At 60.9% G+C, this 6,718-nt stretch carries 7 protein-coding genes; 3 read left to right on the top strand and 4 right to left on the bottom strand.

Annotated features, from left to right (window positions below):
• Positions 1-260 precede the first annotated feature (260 nt).
• Positions 261-485 (top strand): hypothetical protein, encoded by a 225-nt coding sequence (locus tag ACP5EL_RS06520; RefSeq protein ID WP_428401704.1) that lies wholly within the window; start codon positions 261-263, stop codon positions 483-485.
• 152 nt (positions 486-637) lie between these two features.
• Positions 638-1,462 carry an acetolactate decarboxylase gene (gene budA / locus ACP5EL_RS06515; protein ID WP_428401702.1) on the top strand — a complete coding sequence of 275 codons (825 nt, stop codon included), beginning with the start codon at positions 638-640 and terminating at the stop codon, positions 1,460-1,462.
• A gap of 156 nt (positions 1,463-1,618) precedes the next feature.
• Here the strand turns inward: budA and hisD are convergent, their stop codons facing one another.
• From hisD to ACP5EL_RS06495, 4 genes are read right to left on the bottom strand one after another with little or no spacing between them, the layout of a single operon-like run.
• Positions 1,619-2,938 carry a histidinol dehydrogenase gene (hisD, locus tag ACP5EL_RS06510; RefSeq protein WP_428401701.1) on the bottom strand — a complete coding sequence of 440 codons (1,320 nt, stop codon included), beginning with the start codon at positions 2,936-2,938 and terminating at the stop codon, positions 1,619-1,621.
• Between the two features lie 8 nt (positions 2,939-2,946).
• Entirely contained in the window at positions 2,947-4,635 is a 1,689-nt protein-coding gene (locus ACP5EL_RS06505) for an ATP-dependent DNA ligase (RefSeq protein WP_428401700.1), read from the bottom strand.
• A gap of 10 nt (positions 4,636-4,645) precedes the next feature.
• Positions 4,646-5,647, bottom strand: coding sequence for a homoserine dehydrogenase (locus ACP5EL_RS06500; RefSeq protein ID WP_428401698.1), 1,002 nt, complete (start codon positions 5,645-5,647; stop codon positions 4,646-4,648).
• Positions 5,644-6,150 carry an amino acid-binding protein gene (locus tag ACP5EL_RS06495; protein ID WP_428401697.1) on the bottom strand — a complete coding sequence of 169 codons (507 nt, stop codon included), beginning with the start codon at positions 6,148-6,150 and terminating at the stop codon, positions 5,644-5,646. The genes ACP5EL_RS06500 and ACP5EL_RS06495 overlap by 4 nt, the downstream gene beginning before the upstream one ends.
• A 103-nt stretch (positions 6,151-6,253) precedes the next feature.
• On the opposite strand from ACP5EL_RS06495, the gene nadE reads away from it, so the two are divergent.
• A partial coding sequence (gene nadE / locus ACP5EL_RS06490; protein ID WP_428401696.1) for an NAD(+) synthase occupies positions 6,254-6,718 on the top strand: 465 nt, incomplete at its 3' end.

The following is a 6,718-nucleotide window of genomic DNA, read 5'->3' as shown; positions in this document are numbered from 1 at the left end:
CCTCCAGGATGCCCTTGGCGATGGCGACGTTTCCCAGCAGATATTCTCTCAAGATTAAACCCGTCCTTGAAGTTGGTTCGTCCGCGAGGCGGATGAGGCTTCGGTTTTTCGAATCGTCTGGTCAGGGGTGTTCATCCTTTCGATAAAGCCGTTTCGAGACCAGGTCTCGTCAGGGTCGGTCACCAAAAGATTCTTCGCTCAAAAAGCTCTAAGAAGAGGTTGGAGGAGTTATCATCAATAGATCTATAGAGGCTCTTTTTGTGGTGATGCTGGCGGCCGCCCTGGTCGCCTTCGCAGGATGCGCGGAAAGATCGACCGAGCCGGAGAATTCGGGCCCGGCGCCCGAGACGATCTCCGGAGAGGAGCTCTCGGGCGAGACGACGGTGAACGAGAGCTGCGAGGACGAGTTCACCAAGTTCACCGCCTGCCCCGCCGAAGAGATCGAGCCGAAGCTAGATTCAAACGGTGAGCCGTCGCCGGGATGAGCATCTGGTCTCAAGGTGTGGCTTTTTTGATATTCGGCGGCTGCCCGGTGCCCTCCTGGCGGCAGCCAATCTATTTCTGCCCTCTCAGGATCTCGGAACTTGTGCGATAATGGAACAAAGATTAAATCGACCCTCTTCCGTACGTGATCCTCATGAGAAAGTGCCTATGTGCAACCTTATTGGCTTCCATCTTGATCCTGGCCACCCTCGCCGCCCTCCCGGCGGCCGCCGCCAGAGAGAGCGAGAGTTATTCAGATTCGATTATAGGCCAGGACCGGGAAGTCCTCTTCCAGGTATCGACGATCGATGCCCTCCTCCTGGCCGTCTACGATGGCATCCTTCCCGTAGGCGAATTGAAGGAGAGGGGCGACTTCGGGATCGGGACCTTCGACCGGCTCGAGGGCGAGATGATCGTCGTCGACGGCGTCTGCCGCCAGGTGAAAGTCGATGGCAAGGCGTACGTCGTCCCCGACGAGGCTACGACCCCCTTCGCCACAGTCACCTTCTTCGACCACGACGAGAAGGTCTTTGTCGAAAAGGCCGATAACATGACGGAGCTGGGCGAGATCCTCGAGACGAGCTTCCCCTCGGAGAACGTATTCTACGCCATCAGGATCGACGGCACCTTCCCCTACGTCAAGACCAGGAGCGTTCCCGCCCAGGAGAGGCCCTACCCGCTCCTGGTCGACGCCGTCGCCAACCAGACGGTCTTCGAGTTTGAGAACGCCTCCGGGACGGTCGTCGGCTTCTGGTCGCCCGAGTTCGTCGACGGGATCAACGTCCCCGGCTACCACCTCCACTTCATCACCGAAGATCGGACGGCCGGCGGCCACATCCTCGACCTCCGGGTGGAAGGGGCCGAGGCCGAGCTGGACCTGACCCCCAACATCTTCATGGCCCTCCCCACGGCGGGCGACTTCTTCAACCTCGACCTCACCGGCGACCTCTCCAGCGACCTGGAGAAGGTGGAGAAGTAGAGCTGATAAAAGATCAGGCCGACCAGAGCAGACGATTGAAAACGGGAGCTTGGGAGCGGTGACGGACCTGCTGCCCTCCCCATACAAAATCCCGGCAGGCTGGCACAAAACGCCAGCCCGTTTTTTGAGGCGATTATTGAAGGGATTTTCGAGGGCTCAGACGTATTCCTGTTTTCTCTCGACGAGCCTCTTTCTCACCGACTCGGCGTGGGCCGAGAGCCCCTCGGCCTCGGCGAGGATGGTTATGGCGTCGGATAGAAGCGAGAGGCCGTCTTTTGATATCTTTTGCACGGTGATCTTCTTGACGAAGGAGTCGACGTTGAGGCCGGAGAAGAGCCTGGCGTACCCTGAGGTCGGAAGGACGTGGTTTGTGCCGCTGGCGTAGTCTCCCGCCGCCACCGGGGTGAAGGGCCCGAGAAAGACGCTTCCTGCGTTCTTGATCTCGTCGAGGACGGTCATCGGGTCTCTCGCAATGATCTCCAGGTGCTCGGGGGCGAAGCTGTTTGAGAAGCCTATCGCCTGTTCCATCGAAGCCGCCGTCAGGATCGCGGCCCTGTTCAGGCTCTTCTCAACGATCTCACGCCGGGCAGCCTCTTTAGCCTGCTTCTCCACCTCGACCTTGGTGGCGATGGCCAGGTCCTCGTCGTCGGTGACCAGGACCGATATCGACTGGGGGTCGTGCTCCGCCTGGGCGATCATGTCCGAGGCCAGGACCTCCGGCTCTGCGGAATAGTCGGCGATGATCAGAACCTCGCTCGGTCCCGCAGGCATATCGATCTCGACGGTGGACCGCAGGAGGAGCTTTGCGGCGGTGACATAGATGTTTCCCGGCCCCACGATCTTCTGGACCGGCACGATAGTCTCGGTCCCGAAGGCCATCGCCGCCACCGCCTGGACGCCGCCGACCCGGTAGATCTCGTCGGCTCCCGCCATCTCGGCCGCCACCAGGGTCAGGGGATCGACCTTCCCCTCCTTTCCCGGCGGGGTGCAGACGATGACCCTCTCGACCCCCGCCACCTTTGCAGGGACGACGGTCATCAGGGCGGAGCTGGGGTAGGTGGCCCGGCCGCCAGGGACGTAGGCTCCCACTGAGTCCAGGGGCACTATCTTCTGGCCAGCCATGACGCCGGGGGAGGTCTCGTTCATCCAGAGGTCTCGATCGAGCTGTTGGTGGTGGAAGGAGGCTATGTTCTCGATGGCGATCTCAAGGGCCCTCTTAAGCCTCTCTGGGACCTGGCCCTGGGCCTTCTCTATCTCGTCGTCTGCGACCCTGAAATTTCCGATCCGCATCCCGTCGAACCTCTCGGTCTGCTCGGTCAGGGCCCGGTCCCCCTTCTCCTGGACCTCGCCGACGATCTCCACCACCGTGGACATGACGCTCTGGACGTCGAGCCCCCTCAAAAGAAGGCCATCGACCTCCTCATCGTCCAATTCGCTCAGCTTCTTGAATATCAATCCGATCAGCTCCAACTCCATAATTTCCTTTAAATCCGGTCCGGAGAGGGCCCATTTCTCCCCCTCTGAGTGGCGTAGAGGTGGGCCACCCTATCGAGGGTATCCGCCTCCTCCAGGGCTTTGTCGTACCTCACCCGGACCAGCCTGGGGAACCGGAGGGCGTAGCCCGAGGAGTAGCTCCGGCTCTTCTGGATCTCCTCGAAGGCCACCTCAAAGATCACCTCCGGCTTCACCTCCACCTCCATCCCCTCCCCCGATACCAGGATCAGGTCTCGAAAGAGGTCGGTGAGCTCTGAGAGCATCTCGTCGGTGATCCCGGTGGCCACCCAACCCACGTCCTCGAGCCTTCCGGTATCCGGGTCCGGGGAGGCGAGCCGATAAGACCCGAGGAATCTCGCCCTCCTCCCCTCACCCCACCGCGCCCCGATGACGACCAGGTCGAGGGTCTCCATCACCGGCTTTATCTTGAGCCAGTTCTTCCCCCTCTTTCCCGGAGCGTAAGGGGATTCGGGACTTTTGAGCATCACGCCCTCGTGGCCGGCTCCGATAGCCCGCTCGTAGACCTCGTCCACCTTCTCGGGATCGTCGGTCAAGGTCTGGGATGCCAGGATCTCCGGGTCTGCGACCTCCTCGAGAAGCCTCCTCCTCTCTCGGAGGGGCTCGTCGATGAGGACCCGACCGTTCAGATATACCAGATCGAAGAGCCAGAGTTCCAGAGGGATCTTCTTCGCCGTCCTCTCGACCTTGTACTTCCTCCGGAACCGCTTTAAGATCTCCTGGAAGGGCAGCGGCCTGCCGTCCTCGCCCCTAGCCACCGCCTCCCCGTCCAGGATGGCAGACTCGGCCCGTACATGCTCCTTGACGAACCCCGCGATCTCCGGAAGAGAGCGGGTCACATTCTCCAGCCGCCGGGAGAATATCTCGATCTCGTCTTCCTTCTTGTGGATCTGGACCCGGGACCCGTCGAACTTCCACTCGACGGCGGCCGTCCCCATCTCCGCCACGGAGCTGGATATCCCGGCCCCCAGCTGGGCGAGCATCATCTTGATCGGCCGGCCGATCTCTATCGTCAGCTCCGAGAGCCGCCCCTCCTTAGCCCGCTGGGCCACAAGGCCGAGGTCGCTCGTGAAGTTGTAGCCCCGCTCCACCTCATCGGAGGATCGGTCGAAGGCCTTGGCGATGGCGTCCCGGACGATCCCCTCGCCGACCCCGATCCTCATGTCGTCGAGGGCGAGCCTCGCGATGTACCTCGCCTCCAGGGGCCCTGCCTCGCCGAATAAATATCGGAGATGCTTCATCTTTGTGCCCTGGCTCCTCCTTCCTGTGGCCAGGGCGATCTCCATAAACCGAGAATGGACGTCGAGGATGGAGAGACCTTCGGCCTTGATGAAGGCCGAGAGGGTGGCGGGCTTTCCTCCCTCCACCGACTCGGCGGCGACCGCCCCCACGTCCCCGGTCCTGCGGAGGATCGCCTGGATCTGCGCAGAAGATGCACCCGTGGCTTTTGATAGTGCCTCGTAGAGGGTGCTCGGACCCACGCCCAAAAGGAGATCAGAGCTCGCGGGGAAGGCCGAGCCCATTACAAAAGAGGGAACGACCAACAGCTCAGCCTCGTCGAGCTCCGAGAGGAAAGATGCGAGAAGAGCGGTCTTCTCGATGGACCCGCCGATCTCCTCGATCCTGCTGCAGAGCTCTGCGAAGCTTTTGAAGCTGGTCATGGTCGGAATTTCAGGGATCTAGCTGCCTTGAGGTGTAGATGCTGACGACGTCGGAGACGATGGCGCTGGCGGTCTCGATGGAGCCCGCGCCAAGGCCGGTCACGGTGATCGTCCCCGAGAGGTCGGTCTCGATGGAGGCGACGTTGAGGGTTCCGCCGACGGCTAGGGGACTTCTCCGGGGAACGAGCATCGGTTTCACGGTCAGGGCGGGGACCTCGCCGATCAGCTTGATGAGGTATCCCCTCTCCCAGGCGAGGTTGAGGGCCTCGGGGGTGACGTCTCGGATGCCGGTGACGGCGACGTCGCTGTACTCAGCGTCCATGCCGAAGACGGAGTTGGCGAGGATGACGATCTTGCCGGCGGTATCTATCCCGTCGACGTCGTAGGCGGGGTCCGCCTCGGCGATCCCCAGCTCCTGGGCCTCGGTCAGGGCGTAGCTGTAGGTGTACTTCTCCTCCATCATCCTGGTCAGGATGTAGTTACAGGTACCGTTGAAGATCCCCCTTATGCTGAGGACCTCGTTTCCCACCAGGTTCTTCTCGACGAGGCTGATGAGGGGCATCGTACCGCCGACGGTAGCCTCGTACTTGAGCATCACGCCGTTATCCTGTGCCAGCTCCTGGAGGTGGTTGAAGGCCACCACCAGGGGCCCCTTGTTGGAGGTGACGACGTGCTTTCCCGAAGAGAGGGCCTCTTCGATGTGGCCGAGGCCGGGCTGGCCGTGGACTATGTTGGTGGGTGTGACCTCCACCACCAGGTCGGATTCAACGTCCTGGATCGCCTCTTTTCCGATGATGCCGAGGTTCGCGATCCCCTCGAGGGTCCTCGCCCCTGAGAGCCTCCCGGGATCTATCCCGCCGTCGTCGAAGAGGGTTCCGGTGATGTCGGTGACCGAGACGACCTTCAGTTCGAGGCCAATCTTCCTCAATAGCTCCCTCTTTCTCTTCACGACCTCCAAAACGCCGTGGCCGACTATCCCGAACCCCACCAGAGATATCCTGACCTCTCTCATATCTTCTCAGCCTCAATAGGTTCTATCACCAGGAGATCTTTCTTTTCGCCCACTTCCCGGAGGATGGAGAGAGACCTTCTTATCTCCTCCTTGCCGGTGGCTCTGATCCTAATGCAGGCGGAGGAGGGCTCCTCGATACCCGGCATCCTGAGGGAGAGGTCCTCCACCTCCGCAAAGCCGGTGGAGTCGATCCGATCGATGGTGTCCCCGAGATCCGTATGAACCACGTGGCCGATCAGAAGGACAGATATCTCCTCGATGAACCGATCTTCGCCAGCCCTCACCACTACGATGCCGTTCTCCTGGAGGTTTCTCTTGACGTTCTCGATGTTTGAAGGATCGATCTCGAAGACGATCTGGACCGGGACCGTGCCCCGTGGAGTTTTGCGATCTCGGTGATGGACCACGCTGATGATGTTCCCCTTGTACTTCTTGAATGGTTCGAGGGACTGCATCAGCTGTCCCGGTATGTCCTGCAGTTCCAAGTCCATCGAAAGTCGCATAACACGCATTCCTCGTCTAATTGCTGCTCTCACCCATCAGCTTATCGAACATAAAGCTTGTGCAGAAAAAGTACTTTATTTGAGAGTTCTAATGCCCTATCCGATGGTCAGAAAAGATGCAGAGAACGTCATCGCGGAGTTTATAAAAGATCAGGTGGAGGCGGCCGGAGCCAGCGGCGCGGTCCTGGGACTTTCCGGCGGCCTCGACTCGGCGACGGTCGCCTTCCTCGCGGTCCGGGCCCTGGGGCCCGAACGGTTCCTGGCTCTCCTCATGCCCGAGATCGGCGTGACCCCAAAGGAGGACCTGGAAGATGCGAGGCAGGTGGCCTCGATCCTGGGGATCAGGGCGGAGGAGATCGAGATCTCGAAGCTTCTGGGCTGCTACTCAGAGGTCCTGCCGATGGCGGAGGCCCCTCCCGTCGTGAACGGGAACCTGAAGGCCAGGGTGAGGATGACGATCCTCTACTGGCACGCAAACCTTCTGGACCGGCTCGTCCTGGGGACGGGAAACAAGACCGAGATCATGCTCGGCTACTCGACGAAGTTCGGCGACGCCGCCGCCGACATC

It is taken from the genome of Methanocrinis sp. (assembly GCF_049974945.1).
Classification (GTDB): Archaea; Halobacteriota; Methanosarcinia; order Methanotrichales; family Methanotrichaceae; genus Methanocrinis.
Note: the sequence above shows the minus strand (reverse complement) of the source record. Positions and strands in the feature narration are given on the sequence as shown.